The organism is Arthrobacter sp. Bi83, assembly GCF_918698095.1.
Lineage (GTDB): Bacteria > Actinomycetota > Actinomycetes > Actinomycetales > Micrococcaceae > Arthrobacter.
This window is the reverse complement of sequence record NZ_CAKKLY010000057.1, coordinates 1-20,505: the sequence shown is the minus strand read 5'-3', so window position 1 is coordinate 20,505 and position 20,505 is coordinate 1. Positions and strand designations below refer to the sequence as shown.

Sequence of the window (20,505 nt, the reverse complement as noted above, 5' to 3'; positions counted from 1 at the left end):
ACCGCGCCAGGCCAAGCGGCGGCCCCGGCCCCGCGGGTGTCAGCCCAGCCGCACGCACCAAGCCCGGACATTCCGGACCGGATTTCCGGCACATCGTGCTTGACGAACTGTCCGGCGGCGTGGTGGAGAAGCTGGACCCAGCCAGCGCGGCCTTCCTGAACGCCAGCGGACTGGCAAAGGCCTCACCCATGGGGATGAGCCTGTACCGGATCGAGCCCATGGGCATGGTGGGATCCGTGCGGACGCCGCTGGTCCAGCTCGACGTACGGCCGAAGGACCGGCTGGGGCTGAGCCGGCTGCTGTTTCTGCTCAGTTACGCCGGTGACCAGGGTTTCCGCGACGATCCCGTGACCGCTGACGAGCACACCGAGCTGTGGAGTGCGCTGGCAGCGTCCCTGGCACAGCTGGCCGAGCGTGCCCTGCAGCGCGGCGTGCTCCAGGGCTACCTCACAGTCGACGAGTCCCTCCGGACGGTCAAGGGCCGGATCCGCATCTCGGACCAGATCTCGCGCCGGCCGGGCATGCTTGTGCCGCTGGAAGTGTCCTACGACGAGTTCACCGAGGACATCGCGGAGAACCGGATCCTCCGTGCCGCCCTCGAGCGCATGTCCCGCGTTCCCGGCGTGCGGCCGGACGTGCTGAGCCGCCTGCGGCAGCTCAAGGGAAAGCTCGACGCCGCCACTCGCCTTCAGTCCGGCGCTCCGCTGCCGCCGTGGCAGCCCAACAGGATGAATGCCCGGTACCACACGGTGCTCCGCCTCTCCGAGGTGATCCTGCGCAACGCCTCCGCCGAAGCAGGGGAGGGACAGGAGCAGACGGCGTCGTTCGTGGTGGACATGGACCGGGTCTTTGAGGACTTTGTGGGTGCCGCCCTCCGGCAGGCCATGGCTGCCTTTCCCGGTGAAATGCGGCTGCAGTACAACGCGATGCTCAACGAGGCCGTCCGGGATTCAGACCGGCTGACTGTCAGGCCCGACGCCGTGCACCTGCTGGGCGGACGGCCCGTGGTGGTCTACGACGCGCAATACAGGGCGCGCACGGATCGCGGGGCATCACTGACTGCCGACCATTTCCAAATGCTGGCGTACTGCACGGCGTTGCAGGTGCCCACTGCGTGGCTGATCTATGCCGGTGCGGGGGAGGTAAAGCTGAGGCGGATCCTCAACACCGACATCGACATCGTGGAGTTTCCGCTGGATCTGTCGCGGCCGCCGTCGGAAATCCTGGCCGCGGTGACCGATCTCGCCGAGCAGTCCTGGGGAGAAGTTGTACGGCAGGCGAGGACGGGCATGTAGCTGCGTCGACCGGCCCCCGGGCGCCGTCTGGAGCCCGGTTCAGCTACGCCGGGTCTGCTTCCGGGTCTTCGAGGTCGCCGAACAGGGACTGCAGGTGCTCGAGCAGGGCCTTTTCGGGGCAACCAACGTTCTGCGCCAAAAGCCCCCGCAAACGGGTTCTGATACCGGCGCCCTCCGGGGACGGATCTTCCAGAATTGACGAGATGATGGCCATGGACTGGCGGCGCAAGGGGCCGAGCTCCGGGTCTTTTGTCGGCTGGTTGAACTGCGGCCATTCGGTGAGCTGCTCGGTGTAGGACCGCGGTCCTGCCGGCATCAATCGCTGAGACATTTCGCTCTCCCGGGCCGTCTGGTGGTTCACGTTCTGGTACTTGAAGGAGTCAAACTTCTTGTCCGCAAAGCTCAATGCTCTGACATTGGATCCTACGCCAACCCCCGGGGCTCCTCGCCCAACGGATTGAACAGCATGTAGAAACTCTAGCTCAAGACAGACAAGTCTGTCTCCCACTTGGGCTAGGATATTAACAAATGGAAGATTCATCCAGCTCCGCTTCATCGAGCGCCGGGATTACTCCTTCCGGAGGGCTTCAGCCCGCCCTGCATGCCGAGGAACCAGGCACGCCACCGCAGGCCCTTAAGACTGCTGTCGGGATCCGGGAACGGATCGTGGATGCGGCCTACGATCTCTTCGCCCACAGAGGGATCAGGGACGTGGGCATCAACGAACTCATCAGCCGCTCGGGTGTTGCCAAGGCCACTTTCTACCGCCACTTCGCCTCGAAAGACGATGTTGTGCTGGCCTTCCTTGAGCAGCGTGACCGCATGTGGACGGTCAATGCCATCGTGGGCGAAGCGCGGCGCCGGGCAGACACGCCCGAACAGCAGCTCCTCGCCATCTTCGACGTCTTCTCCGACTGGTTCCGCCGCACGGACTTCGAGGCGTGCTCCTTCATCAACGTGCTGCTCGAGATGGGTTCCACCCATCCGTTGGGCCGCGCGAGCATTGACTACCTCGCAAAGATCCGCGGGCACGTAAAGCAGCTTGCGGACGAAGCCGGCCTGCAGCGCACCGAGGACTTCTCCAGGTCGTGGCACATCCTGATGAAGGGGTCCATCATTTCCGCCGCTGAAGGCGACCTTGAAGCAGGCCAGCGCGCACGCCAGCTCGCCGGATGGCTGATCGATCACCACCGGGCTTGAGCGTCAGGCCTGAGTGTCAGGCCGGGAGAGCAAACGTAAACGTGGTGCCTGCCCCCACCTCGCTGCTCAGCGAGACGCTGCCGCCGTGGGCCTCCACGATGGCCTTGCTGATGGAGAGCCCCAGCCCCACACCGGGGATTGCGGAGTTGCGGACTGCTTCCGCACGGAAGAACTTGGCGAAGACCTCTTCCTGGTCCTGTTCGCTCATCCCCATCCCGGTATCGCTGACGCTGCACACCACGCGCCCGTCCTCGGAGCGCAGCGAGACAATGACTTCGCCCCCGTCCGGCGAGTACTTGATGGCGTTGGAGACCAGGTTGTCCAATACCTGTGAGATCCGGGCGGAGTCGACGTGCGCCTCCAGCCGCTTGGGGGCGTCGGCCAGCAGTTGGATGCCGGAGTCCGTGGCCCGCGGCAGGGCGGCGGTGACGCTCGCCCGTACAAGGTCGGCCACGTCCACGGCCTGAGGGCGGACGATCAGTTGCCCGTTTCTGCTGGAAAGGAGGTCCGAAACCAGTGTGAGGAGCCGTTCGGAGTTCCGACGGATGATCTCCAGGGGGCCGCGCTGGAAGTCCGGCAGAGCGCCGTCGTCGTCATCCAGCATCAGTTCCACGTACCCCAGGATCGACGTCAGCGGCGTGCGGAACTCGTGCGAGACGTTGGCGACGAAGTCGTCTTTGGCCGCCAGAGCGTTGACCAGTTCGGTGACGTCGCTGAACACGATGACGGAACCGGCGAAGTTCCCCTCCTGGTCCTTCATCGGACGCGCGCTGGTCGTGATCGCCCGCTGCTCGCTGCCTGCTCCGAGCCAGACCAGATAGTCGGTGAATTCCTCGCCGAGCACGGCCCGCCGGACGGGCCGCTGCTCCACCGGAACCGGAGTGGTCCGATCAGGGCCAAACACCAGTAGCTGTGATTCGTTGGGATCGTCGTTGCTGGGGGGAGCGGCCAGCAGATGATGGGCGCGCTGCTTCCGGTTCATCAGGATGTCGTGCCCGTCGGCGTCCACGGCCAGCACGCCCAGATGCACCGTATCCAGCACGGTGTTGAGCAGCCGTTCCTGGCGCTTGCTGCCATCCAGCACGCCGCGCAACTGGCTATCCTTTGCCTCCAGATCGCGTTGCTGCCGGATCATGCTGAGAGTCAATACGGTCACGGAAACGCCAATCCCCAGCATCATGACCGGGAGCAGGAGCGAGCGGGCCAGATCCTGCCCGGACAGATCACCCCTGATGACCAGCGGCAGCCAGATGATCGCCAGCGGGCCGAAGAAGGAAATGGCCACCGCCGTCTTGGGAAACACACCGGAGGCGCACAACCAGATCACTGGGAAGACGGCCATCAGGCTGATTCCCGTCAGGCTGTCCTGGCCACCCTCCCTGCCGAGCGCAATCGAGACCAGGTCCAACAACGGAAGGACCAGGAAGCTCGGATACGGCAATCGGTCCCACGGAACGGCGTAGCAGAGAATCAGGATGGCGCCTTGGGACAACAGGAAACTGATGAAAAGCGGGTTCATGAGTGTTTCCGGGAAGAACGTCAGAATGAGGAAGGCCGTGAGCCCCGCCGTGACAGAAAGAGGCATCTGGCTCAAGGTCACCCGGCCCCGCAGGGAGTATTCATGGAAGGGTCGCTTGAAGAGCAGCATCCTGCCGGACGAATCCTTCCAGGTTGGGCTGCTCATGAGCGTTGGACCATCGGGACGTGGCAAGAGAGACGCATACATGCAGGATATCGGGGGAGCTATACTTCAGACGGGATGTAGCGGGCTGAGGGGGCTGCGATGGGTGATACACGCGTGGGGTTGGTCATTGAAGATGATCACGACATTCGCGAACTGGTGCGGGTCGTACTGACGCAGGCAGGCTTCGAGGTGACGGCCGCGAGCAGCGGAGCCGAAGGCGTTCTCGCCGCAAAGGAGCTGGATCCGGCGGTCATCACCCTGGACCTAGGCCTGCCCGACATCGACGGATTCGAAGTGGCCCGGCAGATCCGTCAGTTTTCCGACGCCTACATCGTGATGCTCACTGCCCGGGCGGAGGAGCTGGACACCCTGATCGGTTTGGAATCGGGTGCCGACGACTACCTCACCAAGCCTTTCCGGCCCAGAGAGCTGCGCGCCCGCGTCGCCGCCATGATGCGCCGCCCGCGTTCGACGTCGGAAGTCACCGACGATCTCAACGCGCCTTTAGGTGGGGCCGGCGACGACGCCAACAGCTACCGCCACAACGGGCTGAACATGAGCTATGACTCGCGGACCGTGGACGTGGATGGCCAGGAACTAAGCCTGACCCGGACTGAATTCGATCTGCTGCATGCCCTGCTCGAGGCTGGCCGCATGGTCCGCACCAAAGCGGATCTGGTGCGCCGCCTGCGGGACGAACCCTACGACGTCGGAAGTTACATCAGCGAGGCTGATGAGCGGTCCGTAGAAGTGCACATGGGAAACCTCCGCAAGAAACTCGGCGACTCCGCCCAGGACCCGCGGTGGCTCCAGACGGTCCGCGGCGTGGGCTACAGACTGGCTCCCGAACGAAGCTGAGGCGGCGCTCTGCAGGCATCATGAATGGCCGGCCAGGAACTGCTCCAGCTGCTCCTCCAGGGCCGGCCGGTCTTTCAGTTCGCACTCCCATACTGTGAGCACCTCCCAACCCGCGCTTTCGAGCAGCCGGCGCTGATCGGCGTCGCGGTTCCTCGTCTTGGTTCTTTTGGTCTCCCAAAAGTCGGCATTGGCCTTGGGCGCATGCTGGCCAACCCTGCAGTCGTGGAAGTGCCAGAAGCATCCGTTGATGAAGATGACTTTCCGTCGGGCAGCGAAGACCAGGTCGGGATTTCCCGGGAGCTTGGTGCTGCCGGAGGCCCCGTGCAGGCGGTACCGGTAGCCCTTGGCGTGCAGGAGGCTGCGCACCAGCAACTCAGGTTTGGTGTTCTTGCCCCTGATCCGGGACATGTTCCAGCTGCGCTGCTCAGGAGTCAGCCGGTCCGCCATGATTCAAGTCTAGGCTTGCTGCCGCTTGCTAAATTTCCCGCTCCGGCTGTTCGCCGAACTGAAAATGCCGCCCGCTCACGGAGCCAGGATCGATCTCGACGTAGAAGTCCTTGAGCGTAGGGACCCAGGACGCCAGTCCCAGAGCCTCCGCTTCGGCAATTTCGGCGGACTTGTTCAGTACGCGCGCGGTGCCTCGGAGGACCACAGACCAGGCCTGGTCTGACAGGATGCCATCCGTTTCGAAGAGGACCCGGTCATTGATGGTCAGCTCGGCCAGCTTGTTTCCGGGGGCTGTGCGGAAGTAGAGCTTCCTGCGGCTGGTTACATAGTTGACGGGAAAGATATCCGGCTCGCCGGCCACGGTGACGACCAGCCGGCCGTGACTCGTACCCTCCAGGAGTTGCCAGCACTGCTCGTCGTCGAGGTTAAGGATGGGGTCGCCGTCGGCGTGGGTAAACATCATGGCTCCATTCTTCTACGCCATGTAGAAAAGCGATAGGGGTGTGGGGCAATTTTCCCAGTTGTCCGCGTGGATCCGCCATAGTCCTACCAATGTCCGGCCGCGGTGATTGCGTGGCGAGAGGTTTCTGGCCCTGTTCGGAGGCTTCACTGAACCTTGCCAATCCTTAACATCGTCGAAATAGACCCGTGACCGAACCGTCGCTCGTCGTGACTAGCGTCAACAAAGACGAACCGCAGACGAAAGCGATAACTGATGACAAATGACCTGAGGGACACAGAACTGCTCGATCCCGCGGCGGCTGGCACCGCCGTCGGGCACGGCCTCAGCGGGACCACGACGGCGGGCAACGCTGACGCGATGAGCGCCACCAAGGAGAGTTTGGAGGACTACACCCTGAGGTTCGCGCCCCGTTCCTACCGCAAGTGGAGCGCGGGAGTGGTGGCGACGAGCGCCCTCGGCGGAATTGCGTACCTGGCTGACTTTTCCATTGGGGCGAACATCGGGATTGCCTACGGCACGGTAAACGCAATCTTCGGAATCCGCTGGCTTATTACGCGGCGCGGTACAACATCGACCTGGACCTCATTACGCGCGGCTCAGGATTTGGATATTACGGCTCCGTGGTCACCAACGTGATCTTTGCGACGTTCACATTCATCTTCTTCGCTCTCGAGGGATCCATTATGGCCCAGGGCCTGGAATTGGGGCTGGGTATTCCGCAGTGGCTCGGCTATGCGGCGTCCACCCTCATCATCATTCCGCTGGTCATCTATGGCATGAATACCTTGGCCAAGCTTCAGGTGTGGACCACCCCTCTATGGCTGCTGCTCATGGTGGTCCCGGTGGGGTATCTGCTCATTTCCCACCCGGGAAGCGTGGAGGAATTCATTGCGTTCAGCGGCGAATCCGGGGGAGCGGGCACCAACCTGGCGTCAGTCATGCTGGCGGCCGGTGTCTGTTTGTCGCTGATGGCCCAGATCGCCGAGCAGATCGATTACCTGCGTTTCATGCCGCCAAAGACAGCTGAAAACAATGGCGCCTGGTGGCGCGCGGTGATCCTGGCCGGGCCGGGCTGGGTCATGTTCGGAGCCATCAAGCAGATTGTTGGCATGTTTATCGCCATCTACCTGATCGCCAAGCTCGATCCGGCCGCCTCCGCCACCGCGAACGAGCCGGTCCACCAGTTCCTCGGCGTCTACCAGGAGATGATGCCCGGGTGGCTGGCCATGACTCTTGCTGTGGTGCTGGTGGTCATTTCCCAGATCAAGATCAACGTTACCAACGCGTATTCCGGGTCGCTGGCTTGGACCAATAGTTTTACCCGTGTCACCAAGACGTACCCCGGCCGCATGGTCTTTGTGGCGGTGAACCTGCTCATCGCCCTGGTCCTGATGGAGGCGAACATGTTCGACTTCCTCAACACGATCCTCGGCTTCTACGCCAACTGCGCCATGGCCTGGGTGGTCACGGTCGCATCGGACATTGCCGTCAACAAGTACCTGCTAAAGATCTCGCCCAAGCTTCCGGAGTTCCGCCGCGGGATGCTTTACGCCGTAAACCCGGTGGGCTTCGTGTCCATGATGGTCTCGGCCGGTGTTTCGATTGCAGTGTTTTTCGGAGCATTTGGCGCCGCCATCCAGCCGTACTCGCCGATCTTCGCCGTGGGCTTGGCGCTGGTGCTGCCGCCCGTCATCGCCGTGCTGACCAAGGGGAGGTACTACCTTCGCCGGCGTGACGATGGAATCGACCTGCCAATGTTCGATGCCGATGGGAACCCCAGCGATGCCAGGCTCCTCTGCCACGTGACCGGCCTGGAGTTTGAGCGGCCTGACATGGTCCGCTCTGCCCTGGACGGGCCCGACGGCGAACCCCAGTATGTTTCTTCGCTCGCCTTGTCGACTGACAAGACAGGGGAGCTGGTGCTGCCGGCACAGCAGTAGCGGGACTTGAGGGCTCGACTGAGGGAAAACGGGCGGAGCGCCAGCGTGCGCCCCGCCCGTTTTCATGTGCTTTCCGGGTTCGTGACTTTTTGCCGAGGGTTGCGGGTGGTAAAACCAGAGGGATCGCAGGCTGTGGATAACTTTGAGCCTGAAAGGGTAGCCTCGGCTACCCTTTAACTATTGTTCGGACACAGTCGTCTTGAAACCTATCCGGGGGGATTAGCTGCGCATGACTTCTCGTACATCCATTTCGGGGCGCCTGCGCCTGTCCGCTATTTCCTTACTAGCCGTCTCGGCGCTGGCTTTCAGCGGCTGCAGCAACGCCGATGGTCCCAAGAGCGGCGACCCGAGCGCCGGGCCCGCTTCTTCGGCCCCTCAGTCTGCGTCAGTCACCCCGAGTGCCTCGCCAACGCCGAAGCCCACTCCCGTCTATAAGCCAGCCGACGCAAAAGGCCGGGCGCAGAACGTGCCGGTGCCAGTCAAACCCCCGTTGGCGGACAAGAACTCCAAGGAAGGGCTGGAGGCGTTTGCGAAGTACTGGTTTCAAGCGCTCTCATATGCCTACGAAACCGGCGACACGGCCCTGATCGAGTCCGCCAGCGGTCCGAATTGTCGCTTTTGCAGTGGGCTGCAAGATGGCTTGAAGACTGCCTGGGGAGGGAAGAAATGGATTGTCGGAGGTAAAATCCAGACACCGGCGGTGAAGACAAAATTCAGCCCAAGAGAATTGTCCCAGCAGGCAACTGTCCAAGTTATTCAAGAGGAAATTGCGATCTATAAGGCCAAGGGGACCCTCTATCAAGCCGTGACCAAGGCGTCCAATACTGCGAGTCAGGCTGTGTTCCAGTTTGATTCTACTGGTTGGGCTATGACCGACCTTGGCCTAATTCGCTAAACCATGGGCGGAATTTGCCGGGGAGTACTCGCTGCATTGTGCACAGTGGTGGCGGCTGTATTGTTGCCAACGGGAGCCAGCGCTGACGAGCCACCCATTGTCGTTGGATACGAGGACAAAGGCATAGACGTAGGCGCGGTGAATTGGGTACTCGACAAGGACACGGGCGAGATAGTGCCGGCGCCTCCGGGATTCGTCAGTGAGGATCCAAATCAGTACAACGCGTTCCCCCAGTGCCAGGTGGACGACGGCAATTTGGCCATCAAGTGCCTGGCCGGACAACGTCCTTGCCCTCCACGAGCCGACGGAAAGCCGGGCGTACCTGTGATCTGGAAAGTGGCTCCAAGGTCAATCGCGAATCCGACGTGGACGCAGTGGGCGGGCAACGGAGGGGGCCCAACCTGCCTCTACGACAAGAACCCGGAAGACCTGCTTCCCCGAATTGCGGCGCTCATTCAGCGAGAATTCGACAAGCTGCCTGTGACACCTGGAAAATCGACGGCCCAGCCCAGCCCGCACACTCTTCGAGGGGCCGAGACCAACTTTTATGCGCGTGCCGACGAGCAGCAGTTCGACATAACGATATTGGCGCAGAAGATTCATATTGTCGCCAAACCTGTCCAATACCGCTGGGACTACGGAGACGGGACCTCACTTGGCCCAATGACCACAATGGGCGGACCATTGCCGCAGGACCGCTGGGGTGAGAAGACCCGCACGAGTCACGCCTATGCGGAAACGGGCGACTTCAGTGTCGTGCTGACTACTTACTTCCAGGGCACGTACTCCGTGAATGGTGGTCCGGCGCTCCCCATTCCCAACCAAGGCCAGTTCAGTGCAGCCCCGCAAACAGTGAGCGTCTGGCGTTCAGTGACGCGCAACTATGCCGACGATTGCATCACCAACCCCAGCGGCCAGGGCTGTCCGGGCGCTGCCGCCGGCAACAAGTAGGGCTTGGGAAGAAAGAGGCTCCGGCGACGACGGCGGCACCCCCGCGGCCGGGCCGCCGTTCGGTGTGTCCGGCGTGCCTCAGGTGACCGACTCCTGTGATGCTGCCCTCATGAGGAATACTTGCACACGCTTGGCAGTTGCATCGGGTGAACCCAATGCATTGTGAAAGGAACCACGCATGCTGTTTTCCCCTCTGAGCCTCGGCGAACTTGAACTCTCCAACCGTCTCGTGATGGCGCCCCTCACCCGACTTCGCTCCGGCAAGGAAGGCGTACCCGGACCGCTCGTGGTGGAACATTACCGCCAGCGGGCTTCCCTTGGCCTGATCATCAGCGAAGGCACGTACCCCAGCCCGGCAGGACGCTCCTACCCGGGGCAGCCAGGGATCGTCACTCCTGAGCAAATCGCCGGATGGAAAAAGGTCACGAACGCCGTCCACGCTGAGGGCGGCCGGATGTTCGCCCAGATCATGCACGGCGGCCGTGTCTCCCACGAGGACATCACCGGCGGCCACCAGATTGTCGCTCCCAGCGCTGTTGCAATCGAGGGCGAGACCCGCACCTACACCGGCAAGCAGGCCTACCCCGTGCCGCACGAGCTTTCCACGGATGAGCTCCCGGTGGTGATGCAGGAAATCGTGACGGCGTCGCTCAACGCAATCGAAGCAGGGTTCGACGGCGTGGAGCTGCACTCTGCCAACGGTTACCTTCTGCATGAATTCCTCGCCCCGAACAGCAACGTGCGCACGGACAGCTACGGCGGCTCTCCTGAAAACCGGGCGCGATTCGTCATAGAGACGGTGAACGCCGTTGTCGAAGCGCTCGGAGCGAACCGCGTGGGAATCCGGATTTCGCCCCAGCACAACGTCCAGGGAATCGCTGAAACTGACGCTGATGACGTCCGCGCAACCTACGAAGTCCTGGTCGACACGATCGCACCGCTGAACCTCGCATACCTGAGCATCCTGCACGACGAACCCGCGGGGGAGCTGGTCCAGGACCTGCGCGCCCGCTTCAACGGCACCTTCCTGGTCAACACCGGCTTCGGCGTCGTCACCACCCGTGAGGAAGCAGTTTCCCTGGTCGCAGACGGCCATGCCGACGCCGTGGTGGTTGGCCGGCCGGCCATCGCCAACCCGGACCTCGCCCGCCGCTGGCGCGAAGGCCTGCCAGTGAACGAGCCCGACCAGAGCACGTTCTACGGCGAAGGTGCAGAGGGGTACACCGATTACCCGGTGTACCAGCCCGCCTAACAACCTGCTAGCAAACAGGAAAACCGCCCGGATACCCGGGCGGTTCTCCTGTTTTCATCGCTCTAAACCCGGCAAGCGAAGGGCCGCTCACGGTCGCAGATGCATCCCTATAGGATTTGAGCATGCAAAAAGCGTCCAACGGCCCCCGCGCCGGCAGCCGGTCCGACGATCAGACCGGCGACCGCCGAGGGGGACGGACCGTCAACCGTCAGGTTTTGGCCGACCATGTTTACGAGGAACTCCTGGCATCCCTCATGGACGGACGGCTGGAACCCGGCGCCGCCGTAAGCATCGACGGAACCGCGCGCGAACTCGACGTTTCCCCTACTCCTGTCCGTGAAGCCCTGGCACGGCTGGAGCACACGGGGATGGTCCGGAGAGTGGCGTTGAAAGGCTATCGCGTTGCCCCCGTCTTCACGCGGGAGGACTTCGCGGAGCTCATGGAGGCCCGGCTTGCGATCGAACCCGTCAATGCCCGTCTAGCGTGCAGCCGCCTCACACCCGAAAGGCTCGCGGAGCTCGAAGAAGCCGTGGCCGACCTGAAATCCGCCCCGCGCGGCCCGTCGTTTGCTGACTACAAGGACTACCTGGAAGCCGACGAGCGCTTTCACCAGCTGATCGCGAAACAGACCGGGAACCAATTCATGGTTGCCGCCTATGCGGCCCTGGGCGGGCAGGTCCAGCGGTTTCGGCTTTTCGGCGGCGTCGGCATTACCGACGCGGAGAACGCCATCGCCGAGCACCAGTCAGTGCTGGACGCACTCTCAACCGGTGATCCCGAAAAGGCCGAAGCCGCCATGGCTGATCATGTGCAGAAAGTCCGCGCGCGGGCGATCGCCGACGCCCCGGCAGACTAATCCCGTGTAGCTCGCAGTGCTCGCAGTAGGTGTCGTTTCGGCCCTCAACACGACACACTGGGCGCTAGCCGGATGGGGGGTTCTGAAAGCATGGGGCTGCCCGGAAGTGGCCCTCTTCACAAGCCGCGGTACTCACTATAGGATCTTCGATTGTTCCCCGCGTAGGTAAATGTGATCTTGACAACCTTGCTCTGGATAGTAGATCCTATAGGAAACAGGATTCACGAAGGAGTGCACAACGTGGCATATACAGCTGAGAACTGGCCCATCACCGCAGCCCTGCTGCAGTTCCCCGGCACTGACGCCCAGGGAACCCACATCAATGACGCCGACGCCGCCGCCTGGGCCGAGGTTCTTACCGAAGTCAAGGAAGCAGGCTTCGCCAACGCCGACCTCACCGACAGCTGGGTCCGTCCCGGCGATCTCAGCAAGGAACGCCTCGCGGAGTTCAAGCAGACCGCTGAGAGTGTGGGGATCGGCATGCCCGTCATCTCCGCCATCCGCCGCAGCGTCATCGAGGAGGGCAACTGGGCAGCCAACCTTGAGTACAGCCACCGCACCATCGACGCCGCCGCCGAGCTCGGCTGCGAAGTGGTTTCCTTCGGCCTGCACCAGGCAATCACCCCGGAGCAGCAGAAGCAGCTGTGGTTCTGGACCGTTGAAGGCTATAAGGATCCGGTAGGGGACAAGGAAGCCTGGAGCAACGCCGTCACGCGGTTCCGCGAACTGGGCCGCCACGCGGCAGAGGTAGGCGTTCTCCTCTCGCTCGAGATGTACGAGGACACCTACCTCGGCACCGCGGACTCCTCCGTGCAGCTGGTGCAGGACATCGGCCTGACCAACGTCGGGCTCAACCCGGACATCGGAAACCTGATCCGCCTGCACCGTCCCATCGAGGACTGGCGCGAATTGGTGGCCAAGACCATGCCGTATTCGAACTACTGGCACATGAAGAACTACATCCGTGACGAGGATGTGGCCCGCGACAGCTACGTCGCCATGCCGGCTCCGATGGAAAGCGGCCTCATCAACTACCGCGAGGCGTTCAAAGTTGCCATTGCGGCTGGCTATCAGGGCATCATCTGCACCGAGCACTACGGCGGCGACGGCCTGTCCGTCACGGCCAGCAACCAGGACTACCTGCGCCGCCACGTCCTCCCCAAGAAGGACGGCTACGCGCTTGGCACCAGCCAGGTGGCGCAGGGCCAGCTGCAGCCGGCCGCCGTCGAACTCGCCACTTCCTAAAGTCCCCGGAGGCCCGGTTCCCACCGGGACCGAACTTCCGACGGCGGCCGTCGGGCCCCGCTCGGACGGCTGCCTTCCCGGGGCCCTCCGGTGGGCACCCTCCGCCGGATCGCATCAGAACTGATCAACCCAACTCGGATTCAATGAGGAACCATGACCCAGATCTTCGACAATCCCGCTGATTTCGCGGATGAGGCGCTGGACGGCTTTGTGGCTGCCAACCGCGGGTATGTTGCCCGCGTGGACGGCGGCGTCGTCCGCTCAACCGAAGTGCCCACCGGCCAGGTGGCCCTCGTGATCGGCGGCGGCTCCGGCCACTACCCCGCCTTCGCCGGACTCGTGGGACCGGGCCTGGCAGCGGCTTCGGCCTGCGGCAACATGTTCGCCTCGCCCGCCGCCGGGCAGGTCTACCGCGTGGCCAAAGCCGCGAACGCCGGCGGGGGAGTGCTCCTCAGCTACGGCAACTACGCAGGCGACGTCCTGCACTTCGGCCAGGCCCAGCTGCGGCTCAACGCTGAGGGCATCGAAACCCGCACCGTGCTGGTGACTGACGACATCGCCAGCGCCCCCGTGGACCAGATCGAGAAGCGCCGCGGCATCGCCGGTGACCTCACGGTGTTCAAGGTGGCCGGCGCGGCTGCCGAAGCGGGCTTGAACCTGGACGAGGTGGAACGGCTGGCCATCAAGACCAACCACCGGACGCGCTCTCTGGGCGTCGCCTTCGACGGCTGCACCCTGCCCGGTGCCAGCGAACCGCTCTTCCATGTGCCCGCCGGCCAGATGTCGCTGGGCCTGGGAATCCACGGCGAGCCTGGCATCTCTGAGCACCCCATGCCCACGGCCTCCGAACTGGCCCAACTGCTGGTCTCACGGCTCCTGGCGGACAAGCCCGACGACGCCGGCGACCGCGTGGTGGCCATTGTCAACGGCCTTGGCACCGTCAAGTACGACGAACTGTTCCTGCTGTTCGGCAAGATCGAGAAGCTTCTCAACGCCGCCGGCCTCACCGTAGTGGAGCCCGAGTGCGGCGAGCTGGTTACCAGCCTGGACATGTCCGGCCTGTCCCTGACCCTGCTCTGGCTGGACGATGAGATCGAGCAGTACTGGGCGGCTCCGGCCGACACCCCGGCATACCGTAAGGGCAACCTCGCACCGCGGGCCCGCCGCGAGCTGGCGGACGCGGAAGACACGATGGCTGAAGAATCGGAAAAAGCTACCGCGGCGTCCGCTGACCTCGGCCGGCTGGCAGCCGCCGTGCTCGCGCAGGTGCGGGACGTCGTCGTCGAACATGAAGAGGAACTTGGCAACCTGGACGCCATCGCCGGCGACGGCGACCACGGCATCGGCATGCGCCGCGGCGTCGACGCGGCTCTGGCTGCAGGTGAGCAGAACGCGACAGCCGGGGCGTCTGTTGAGCGGGTGCTCACCCAGGCCGGGGAAGCGTGGAGTGAACGCGCCGGCGGAACCTCGGGCGCGCTGTGGGGGTCGGCGGTGATCGCCGCCGGCCTTGCGCTGGGCAACCGCGACTCCTACCCGGCCGGGGACGCCGCTGCCGCGGTGACCGCCTTCACCGATGCGATCACGGAACTCGGCAAGGCCGAACTGGGGGACAAGACCATGGTGGATGCCCTCCTGCCGTTCCGGGACGCGTTCCGGGAAGCGTCCGACGGCGGCGCCTCCGTGGGCAGTGCCCTCGCCACCGCTGCTTCCGCGGCTACCGAAGCCGCCCGGCTGACGGCGGACCTCCGCCCGCTCAAGGGCCGTGCCCGCCCGCTGGCTGAAAAGAGCCTGGGCCATCCCGATCCCGGTGCCGTGTCCTTCGCACTGATCGCCGAACGGATCGCCACCTACATCCAATCTGAACTGGCCGGTTCCGAAGCGGCCACGTCCGACATGGCCGCCGCGGCCGGAAATGGGGCACAAAAATGACTAACACCGCAGGCTGGCGCATTGTCATCGGCAACGATGAGGCTGGCGTCGAATACAAGGAAGCACTGAAGGCGCTGCTCGAGGCCGACAGCCGCGTGGCATCCGTGCTGGACATCGGCGTGGGGCCGAACGACTCCACCGCGTACCCGCACGTCGCCGTCAACGCCGCTCGCAAAGTGGCCGACGGCGAAGCCGACCGCGCACTCCTCATCTGCGGAACAGGTCTGGGCGTGGCCATTGCGGCCAACAAGGTTCCCGGAATCCGGGCCGTCACCGCGCACGACAGCTACTCGGTGGAACGCTCGGTGCTGAGCAACAACGCGCAGGTCCTCACCATGGGCCAGCGTGTGATCGGACTTGAACTCGCCAAGAAGCTCGTTGGCGAGTGGCTCGAACACCGCTTCGATGAGAACTCATCCTCGGCGGCCAAGGTGGACGCCATCTGCTCTTACGAACCCGACTACACGAAGGCTGACTGACCATGACTGAAGTAACCAACAGCTCACGCAAGATCGCCGTCGTCGGCTCCGGGTACATGGGCGGCGGCATTGCCCAGGTCCTGGCGCTGGGCGGGGCGCGCGTTGCCCTGGCCGATGTGTCCGCCGAGGTGGCGCAGAAGAACTACGAACGCCTGCTCACGGAGTCCGACCAGTTTGTGGCCGACGGCCTGTTTCCGGAAGGTTCCACCGAAATCCTGAAGCAGAACCTCTGGGCTGCGAAGGACATCGAAGAGGCCGTGGCCGACGCCGACTTCATCGAGGAGGCCGTGCCCGAGGTCATCGAGATCAAGCACCAGACCCTCGCCCGGATCAGCGCCGCAGCCCGTCCGGACGCGATCATTGGCTCCAACACGTCCACGATTTCCATCGCGGACCTCTCCGAGCCGGTCGCCCACCCGGAGCGCTTCCTGGGCGTGCACTTCTCCAACCCGTCGCCGTTCATCCCGGGCGTGGAGATCATCCCCCACGCCGGAACGTCGGCCGAGACCGTGGGCGCTGTCCGCGACCTGGTGCACGCAGCCAACAAGCAGACCGCCGTGGTCAAGGACGTCACCGGCTTCGTGCTCAACCGTCTCCAGTACGCGCTGTTCCACGAAGCCGCGCAGCTCGTGGAACAGGGAATTGCGACGGCGGAAGACGTGGACACTTTGGTCCGCACCACCTTTGGCTTCCGTCTGCCGTTCTTCGGACCGTTCGCCATCGCCGACATGGCTGGCCTGGACGTCTACAACTTCTGCTACAAGTCCCTGCAGACCGATTTCCCGGAGCGCTTTGCCACACCGAAGATCCTCACGGACCTCGTGGAAGCAGGAAAGCTCGGCACCAAGACCGGGGCGGGCTTCCTCAACGTCCCGGCCGAGCGCACCCCCGAGCTGATCGCCTACCGCAACAAGGCGTACGTCGCCATGCAGAAGCTCATCGAAGACCTGGGCCCGGCCCCGATCAACTAGTTCCTCCGGTTTTTTATAGGACCGGGCCCCCAACTTGCGGGCCCGGTCCGGCTGAGCCGCGCCCTCTTACTTGAACTTCTTAGGAGCACACCCATGAGTACTTTTCCGTCAGCGCGCACTGCCATTGTCACCGGCGCGGTCTCGGAGCGCGGCATCGGCCGCGCCACTGCCAACTACCTGGCGGAGCAGGGCTGGAACATCGGCATCATCGACCTCGATGACGCCCTGTGCCAGTCCACCGCCAAGGAGATCGCCGGCAACTACGGTGTGAAGGCCCACGGCGTCGGTGCCAACGTAGCCAGCGAAGAGTCGGTCCGTGCGGCGATCGACTCGATCGAGGCCGAGCTGCCGCAGATCGTGGCTCTCGCCAACGTGGCCGGGGTCAGCTCGCCCGTCCCGTACCTGGAACTCGACGCTGCCGAATGGGACCGCGTCCTGAACATCAACCTCAACGGAGTCCACTACGCCACGCGCCGCGTCGCCGAGTCCATGGCCAAGAACCGCATCGGGCGCATCGTGAACATCTCCTCCGTCTCCGCCCAGCGCGGCGGCGGCACGTTCTCCAAGACGCCCTACTCCGTGGCCAAGGCCGGCGTCATCGGCCTGACCCGCGCCACCGCCCGCGAACTGGGGGAGTACGACATCACCGTCAACGCCATCTCCCCGGGCCCCATCGACACCGACATCATGGGCGGCACGCTCAGCCAGGAACGCAAGGACGAACTCACCAAGGACCTCGTGGTCAACCGCGTCGGATCCACCCGCGACATCGCAGCAGCCATCGCCTTCCTCATCAGCGAGGACGCCGGATACATCTCCGGCCAGACGCTGAATGTGGATGGCGGACTCTACATGCACTAGGAAGGACCTCCATGGCCCAGAACAGCCGTTCCACCCGCACCAGCCAGTACACCCAGCGCGGCCAGTCCACCCGCCGGTCTGCAGCCGCCGTCGTGGCCGCCCCTACCGGGTTCGCATCGTGGACCAAAGAGCGCAAGATCTACCTCGCCGTGGGCGTCCTCGCCTGCCTCATCGGGGTAGCGCTCATCGCGTTCTCGCTCTAAGCACTTACAGCTATAAGGCACCACCCTCAAAGGCACCACCAGTTTTTGCCCGTCTGATTTGCTCACTGACTTACTCAACGAGGAGTTTGAATGACTGTCACACCAACAACATCCGCTACGAAGGAGCTGCTGGATTCGCCGGTCCTGAAATCGGCCATCTCCAAGGCGTCCTTCCGGCTCATGCCGATGCTGGTGATTCTCTACGTTGTGGCCTTCCTGGACCGCACCAACGTGGGCTTCGCCGAAGCAGCGCTGGGTGCGGACAAGGGCGTTACCGCCGGTGCGTACGCGCTCGGGGCCGGCATCTTCTTCATCGGCTACGCCCTGTTCGAGATTCCGTCCAACCTGCTGCTGACGAAATTCGGCGCCAAGGTCTGGCTGGCCCGCATCGCCATCACGTGGGGCATCGTCTCCGCCTGCTTCGCCTTCGTCCAGGGCGAGACGTCGTTCATCATCCTGCGGTTCCTGCTGGGTGTCACCGAAGCCGGGCTCTTCCCCGGCGTCATCATGTTCCTCGCGGCGTGGTTCCCCAACAAGGTCCGTGTCAAGATGTTCGCCATCTTCTACCTGGCCCAGCCGTTCTCCCAGATGATGGGCGCACCGCTCTCCGGCTGGCTGATCAACATCGGCGACCAGGTTCCCGGCGTCCAGGGCTGGCAGGTCATGTTCTTCGTCGAGGGCACGCTCGCCGTTTTGGCCGGTATTGCCGCCTACTTCTTCCTGATCAACAGCCCGCAGGACGCCAAGTTCCTCAACACCGGCGAAAAGAAGGCGCTTCTGGACGTCATGGCCCTTGAGGACAACGTCAAGGAAGAATCCGGACCACGCGGCGTGCTGGCTGCCATGCGCAACGGCCGCGTCTGGTACTTCACCGTCATTTACTTCTGCCTGCAGATCGCCGTGTACGGCGTGACGTTCTACCTGCCGCAGCAGGTGGCGCAGCTGACCGGCCAGAAGGTGGGCTTCGCCGTCGGAATGATGGCTGCCATCCCGTGGTTCTTCGGCATCTTCGCCTGCTACTTCATTGGCAAGGCGGCCAACACGGTGGTCCGCCGACGTGTCTGGGGCACCGGGCTTTTCATCTCCACCGGGCTCTGCATCTTCGGTTCGGCCTGGGCCGGAAGCAACCACCTTCCGGTGCTTGGCATCATGTTCATTTGCCTGGCGGTCTGCAGCTTCCTGTCGATCGGCCCCATCGCATGGTCTTACCCGACGGCGTTCCTCACCGGAACCGCCGCCGCGGCCGGCATCGGTCTGATCAACTCGCTGGGCAACCTCGGCGGCTTCGTGGCCCCGATCCTGCGCACGTCGGTCAACCAGATCACCGCCTCAGACACGGGAACCATGGGCGTCTACGCGCTGGGTGTGTTGCCGTTCCTCGCCGCGGTGATGATGTACGGTACGCGCAAGTTCCAGAGCAAGGCTGACGACCTGCTCGAGAAGTAACTGCTGGAGTAACCAGAGAAGCAACTCGGCAATCATCCAAGGAAAGCAGCAACCAGAATGACGCAGCCCAGCCCAGCCGGCCCCGCAGACCGAACCGGGTCTGACACCATCTTCGTAGGTGTCAGCACCAAGATGTACCTGGGGTACCGGGACAGCCTGCGCTGGCTGGGCGAGCTGCGCCAGGAAGTGGACGCCCGTCCGGCCCTCGCGGCCGGACGGGTGGTCCCGTTTGTGATCCCGTCCTTTCCCTTGCTCCCCGCGGCCGCCGACATCCTGGCCGGCTCGCCGGCCTTGCTCGGCGCACAGGACTGCGGCTGGGCGGACGGTCCGTGGACAGGCGAGGTCTCGCCGTCGCTCCTTGCCGAGCTCGGCGTAAGCCTCGTGGAGATCGGCCATGCCGAACGACGCCGGTATTTCGGTGAGGACAACGCCATGGTTGCGCTCAAAGTCAGGGCAGCGGACGACGCCGGCATCACGCCGCTGCTGTGCGTCGGCGAGGGGGCGGAGGGGCCTGCTTCGGGGACGAACGGAGGTCCCGGCGGCCTGGGATCCGTCTCCGACGACGAGCCCGGATCCGCCTCTGCCTCCGAATCCGCCGCCGCGTTCGTGTACCGGCAGATCCAGGCCGCGGCCGGCGGAGACTGGGATCTTGCCTCTCGCCTCGTCATCGCCTACGAACCCGTCTGGGCCATCGGCGCTGCCGAGCCTGCAGGCGCGGAGTACGTGACCGCCGTCGTGCGTTCGCTTCGCACTCTCCTTGCCGGCCACCGGCAGCAAAGCGGCAGGACGCTGAGCGACATTCCAATAATCTACGGCGGTTCCGCGAAGCCCGGGCTGCTGCCCACACTTGATGGAGTCTCCGGCCTCTTCCTCGGGCGGTTCGCCCACGACGCCGCGAACTTCGGCAAGGTGCTGGACGAGGCGCTGGCACTCTCGGAGGCGCTGGACTCGTCGGAGACTCCAGCGCCGAAGACACGCTGACCCGCGGCAGTCCCGGCAGTCCGGGCTAGGCAGCTGAGAACCGCACAAGGGGACGGCTTAGAGAAATGCCTCGCGGCCGGTCCCTTCGCTCAGCACCAGTTGGCCGTCCTCGATGGATACGAGGAGGCTCCGCGGCCGTCCGTGCAGCTTCTTCTCGGCGCTGAGGTTCCGGCTTGTCACTTCCACGCCCACCGTCGCGCCCTTCGCGGGGAGCTCCACGGAAACTTCCTCGGCCATGCCCAACAGCTCCCGGGTGGTGACGTCGCGGTCGTACCGGGCTTCCTTGCCGTTGACGGTGATGGCGACTTCGTCCGCATTGAAGCCGTCCTGAAGAATGATGAGCAATTCCTGCATGGTGCACCGCCTACCTGAAGGATTTCCGCTGCCTACAGTCACTACATCACTTAAGCCCAGCCGTGGGTAGAGCCGGTTGGTTGACCCGCATCCCGCCTGGCGCCGCCGCTACTTTCCCGCGGTTTCGCGTCCGAAGGGGATCATGTGAGGCAAAATGTTGTGGTGACCCAACTCCCGCAGCACCCATCCGTGCC

Annotated in this window: 20 protein-coding genes and 1 pseudogene; 16 read left to right on the top strand and 5 right to left on the bottom strand. The window is 63.9% G+C overall.

Annotated features, from left to right (window positions below):
• Nucleotides 1-92 precede the first annotated feature (92 nt).
• A complete protein-coding gene (locus tag LQ144_RS19815) occupies nucleotides 93-1,295 on the top strand; it encodes an McrC family protein (protein WP_230120665.1) in 1,203 nt (400 codons plus the stop codon).
• A 43-nt stretch (nucleotides 1,296-1,338) separates the two neighbouring features.
• Here the strand turns inward: LQ144_RS19815 and LQ144_RS19810 are convergent, their stop codons facing one another.
• Nucleotides 1,339-1,626, bottom strand: a complete 288-nt coding sequence (locus LQ144_RS19810) for a hypothetical protein (RefSeq protein ID WP_230120655.1) — start codon at nucleotides 1,624-1,626, stop codon at nucleotides 1,339-1,341.
• 197 nt (nucleotides 1,627-1,823) lie between these two features.
• Here LQ144_RS19810 and LQ144_RS19805 point away from each other — a divergent pair, with 197 nt between their 5' ends.
• Complete coding sequence (locus tag LQ144_RS19805; protein WP_290369795.1) at nucleotides 1,824-2,495, top strand: TetR/AcrR family transcriptional regulator; 672 nt, start codon at nucleotides 1,824-1,826, stop codon at nucleotides 2,493-2,495.
• Between the two features lie 16 nt (nucleotides 2,496-2,511).
• Here the strand turns inward: LQ144_RS19805 and LQ144_RS19800 are convergent, their stop codons facing one another.
• Nucleotides 2,512-4,179 carry an ATP-binding protein gene (locus LQ144_RS19800; protein ID WP_230120653.1) on the bottom strand — a complete coding sequence of 556 codons (1,668 nt, stop codon included), beginning with the start codon at nucleotides 4,177-4,179 and terminating at the stop codon, nucleotides 2,512-2,514.
• A 99-nt stretch (nucleotides 4,180-4,278) separates the two neighbouring features.
• Between LQ144_RS19800 and LQ144_RS19795 the strand changes: the two genes are divergently transcribed.
• Nucleotides 4,279-5,037: a response regulator transcription factor gene (locus LQ144_RS19795; protein ID WP_230120651.1), complete on the top strand. Its 759-nt coding sequence runs from the start codon at nucleotides 4,279-4,281 to the stop codon at nucleotides 5,035-5,037.
• An 18-nt stretch (nucleotides 5,038-5,055) separates the two neighbouring features.
• Here LQ144_RS19795 and LQ144_RS19790 read toward each other — a convergent pair whose 3' ends face one another.
• Together LQ144_RS19790 and LQ144_RS19785 are read right to left on the bottom strand one after the other, a co-directional pair.
• Entirely contained in the window at nucleotides 5,056-5,484 is a 429-nt protein-coding gene (locus LQ144_RS19790; RefSeq protein ID WP_230120650.1) for a very short patch repair endonuclease, read from the bottom strand.
• 28 nt (nucleotides 5,485-5,512) lie between these two features.
• Nucleotides 5,513-5,947: a pyridoxamine 5'-phosphate oxidase family protein gene (locus LQ144_RS19785; RefSeq protein WP_230120648.1), complete on the bottom strand. Its 435-nt coding sequence runs from the start codon at nucleotides 5,945-5,947 to the stop codon at nucleotides 5,513-5,515.
• 252 nt (nucleotides 5,948-6,199) lie between these two features.
• Between LQ144_RS19785 and LQ144_RS19780 the strand changes: the two are divergent.
• The 13 genes and pseudogenes from LQ144_RS19780 to LQ144_RS19720 all read left to right on the top strand — a co-directional run bounded on the left by LQ144_RS19780 (nucleotide 6,200) and on the right by LQ144_RS19720 (nucleotide 19,957).
• Nucleotides 6,200-7,887: pseudogene (locus tag LQ144_RS19780) on the top strand (hypothetical protein).
• Nucleotides 7,888-8,116: 229 nt separating this feature from the next.
• Nucleotides 8,117-8,782 (top strand): DUF6318 family protein, encoded by a 666-nt coding sequence (locus tag LQ144_RS19775; RefSeq protein ID WP_230120646.1) that lies wholly within the window; start codon nucleotides 8,117-8,119, stop codon nucleotides 8,780-8,782.
• A gap of 324 nt (nucleotides 8,783-9,106) precedes the next feature.
• Nucleotides 9,107-9,733, top strand: a complete 627-nt coding sequence (locus tag LQ144_RS19770; protein WP_230120644.1) for a PKD domain-containing protein — start codon at nucleotides 9,107-9,109, stop codon at nucleotides 9,731-9,733.
• 178 nt (nucleotides 9,734-9,911) lie between these two features.
• Nucleotides 9,912-10,985 (top strand): alkene reductase, encoded by a 1,074-nt coding sequence (locus tag LQ144_RS19765; protein ID WP_230120642.1) that lies wholly within the window; start codon nucleotides 9,912-9,914, stop codon nucleotides 10,983-10,985.
• A gap of 122 nt (nucleotides 10,986-11,107) precedes the next feature.
• The gene (locus LQ144_RS19760) at nucleotides 11,108-11,842 is read left to right on the top strand and encodes a GntR family transcriptional regulator (protein WP_230120640.1); all 735 of its coding nucleotides are present in this window, start codon (nucleotides 11,108-11,110) and stop codon (nucleotides 11,840-11,842) included.
• 240 nt (nucleotides 11,843-12,082) lie between these two features.
• Nucleotides 12,083-13,087, top strand: a complete 1,005-nt coding sequence (locus tag LQ144_RS19755) for a sugar phosphate isomerase/epimerase family protein (RefSeq protein ID WP_230120638.1) — start codon at nucleotides 12,083-12,085, stop codon at nucleotides 13,085-13,087.
• A 153-nt stretch (nucleotides 13,088-13,240) separates the two neighbouring features.
• Entirely contained in the window at nucleotides 13,241-15,016 is a 1,776-nt protein-coding gene (gene dhaL, locus LQ144_RS19750) for a dihydroxyacetone kinase subunit DhaL (RefSeq protein ID WP_230120636.1), read from the top strand.
• Nucleotides 15,013-15,495, top strand: coding sequence for a ribose-5-phosphate isomerase (locus LQ144_RS19745; protein WP_230120635.1), 483 nt, complete (start codon nucleotides 15,013-15,015; stop codon nucleotides 15,493-15,495). Before dhaL ends, LQ144_RS19745 begins: the two co-directional genes overlap by 4 nt.
• A 2-nt stretch (nucleotides 15,496-15,497) precedes the next feature.
• Nucleotides 15,498-16,466 (top strand): 3-hydroxyacyl-CoA dehydrogenase family protein, encoded by a 969-nt coding sequence (locus LQ144_RS19740; RefSeq protein ID WP_230120633.1) that lies wholly within the window; start codon nucleotides 15,498-15,500, stop codon nucleotides 16,464-16,466.
• 93 nt (nucleotides 16,467-16,559) lie between these two features.
• Nucleotides 16,560-17,327, top strand: coding sequence for an SDR family oxidoreductase (locus tag LQ144_RS19735; protein ID WP_230120631.1), 768 nt, complete (start codon nucleotides 16,560-16,562; stop codon nucleotides 17,325-17,327).
• A gap of 11 nt (nucleotides 17,328-17,338) precedes the next feature.
• A complete protein-coding gene (locus tag LQ144_RS19730) occupies nucleotides 17,339-17,530 on the top strand; it encodes a hypothetical protein (RefSeq protein ID WP_230120629.1) in 192 nt (63 codons plus the stop codon).
• A 90-nt stretch (nucleotides 17,531-17,620) separates the two neighbouring features.
• Nucleotides 17,621-18,976, top strand: a complete 1,356-nt coding sequence (locus tag LQ144_RS19725; RefSeq protein WP_230120627.1) for an MFS transporter — start codon at nucleotides 17,621-17,623, stop codon at nucleotides 18,974-18,976.
• Between the two features lie 57 nt (nucleotides 18,977-19,033).
• Entirely contained in the window at nucleotides 19,034-19,957 is a 924-nt protein-coding gene (locus LQ144_RS19720; RefSeq protein WP_230120625.1) for a triose-phosphate isomerase family protein, read from the top strand.
• Between the two features lie 57 nt (nucleotides 19,958-20,014).
• Here LQ144_RS19720 and LQ144_RS19715 read toward each other — a convergent pair whose 3' ends face one another.
• Nucleotides 20,015-20,311: a hypothetical protein gene (locus tag LQ144_RS19715; RefSeq protein ID WP_230120623.1), complete on the bottom strand. Its 297-nt coding sequence runs from the start codon at nucleotides 20,309-20,311 to the stop codon at nucleotides 20,015-20,017.
• Nucleotides 20,312-20,505 lie beyond the last annotated feature (194 nt).